Raw genomic sequence first — 1,584 nt, 5'->3', positions numbered from 1 at the left:
TCTGAATGGAAATATGACAAGCCATATTGACAAAAATCTTAAAAGTATCAGCTATAACCACCTGAACCTGCCTAATTCTTTTAAAAGTAACTCGACAGGGGTTTTCGGAAACAGCACTTCTTATTTATACAGGGCTGATGGTACTAAACTGCGAAAAGCATATAATTATACAAAGCGTGGGGAATTTGGAGAAACTAGCGAGGCACAAACGGTTACGGACTACCTTGACGGATTTCAATATACCCTTGAAGGCTATGGCCTGATTTGTGTCGAATGCCCCGTACCTGTTCCTGATCTTCAATTTGTTCCCACCTCAGAAGGATATTTTGATTTTGTGAAAAATAAGTATATTTACAACTACACTGATCATCTGGGAAATGTAAGATTAAGCTACATGAAAGGAGTATCAGGAATAGAGATCATTGAGGAAAACAATTACTATCCATTTGGATTGAAACACGGAACCGATAACCCGAATGTAGGAAATCGTGCTTATCAGTATAAATACAACGGCAAGGAACTGCAAGAGACCGGGATGTATGATTACGGCGCAAGATTCTATATGCCAGATTTAGGAAGATGGGGTGTGGTGGATCCGTTGGCGGAAGTTTCTCGAAGATTTTCACCATACACATATGTTTTTAATAATCCCATTAATTTCATCGACCCAGATGGAAGAGATGGAATAAGAATTATTGATAAAGCAAATAAAACGATTACAATTAAAGCAGTTTATTATGTTCAAACTGAAAAGAGTACTTTCACTAATATAAATAAAAAAGAAGTTTCTGTAAAAGGATATTCATCTAAAGAAGTTGGAAAGATGAATAAGAATGTTAATTCTTACTTGAATGATTTGAAAATGTCTGTTTCAGAAGGTGAATATGCGGGATACACTATAAAATATGATTTACAATTTAAAGACGGGGCTCTTTAGATAACACACAAAAGCTAGCAGAAGGAGAAATATATGAAGGTGTATCTATTGGAAACTCTTTACGAAGTGGTGATGGTACAAGTGATCCTGTTTATTTTAAAACAACAGAGAATGAAGATGGGACAACATCTGTAAATGGAGGTGTTACGGAGGATAAAAAACATGTTATTATGAATGATGATCACGATACCCAAATAAATAAAGTGCATGAAATTTTTCATACTCTTGGCATGTCTCATCCTAAGACCAAAGGAGGCAATAATGGAATTATGAAATACCCTCCAGAAAAGCCAAATCAAAAGGATGCTAACACCGTTGGAAATGGAGCGTTTTTATCTGCTATTGAAAAAAAGAAAGATGAATAAGATATATTTTTTATTTTCCGTGACTCTGAGTGTTTTTTTATACTCACAAGTTGGTTGTGATACTTTAACAAAAGAGAAATTGTTTTATGTTACTTTCGAAATGAAATCGAAAGAAATGTATTCTGTAAAAATGAGTGGTATTTTTGAAAATTATGATATAAAGTTATTTAGTAATGAGAATCCTAATCAATTTATCGAAAGTTTTTATAAATCAGGGGTGTATACACCAAATATTGAAAAAGGATATTCAAAGATGTTAAATACTTGTATGGAGCCCTCAAA

At 33.8% G+C, this 1,584-nt stretch carries 2 protein-coding genes and 1 pseudogene; all 3 read left to right on the top strand.

Annotated features, from left to right (window positions below):
• Positions 1-937: RHS repeat-associated core domain-containing protein (locus DRF67_RS21265; RefSeq protein WP_133297689.1), on the top strand; the 937-nt coding region annotated here is incomplete at its 5' end.
• 170 nt (positions 938-1,107) lie between these two features.
• The gene (locus DRF67_RS21390; RefSeq protein ID WP_123912808.1) at positions 1,108-1,302 is read left to right on the top strand and encodes a hypothetical protein; all 195 of its coding nucleotides are present in this window, start codon (positions 1,108-1,110) and stop codon (positions 1,300-1,302) included.
• A pseudogene (locus tag DRF67_RS21885) lies at positions 1,295-1,584 on the top strand (hypothetical protein); the annotation flags it as partial. The gene DRF67_RS21390 and the pseudogene DRF67_RS21885, both read left to right, overlap by 8 nt.

Source organism: Chryseobacterium pennipullorum (assembly GCF_003384725.1).
Classification (GTDB): domain Bacteria; phylum Bacteroidota; class Bacteroidia; order Flavobacteriales; family Weeksellaceae; genus Chryseobacterium; species Chryseobacterium pennipullorum.
This window is presented reverse-complemented; position numbering and strand designations above follow the sequence as displayed.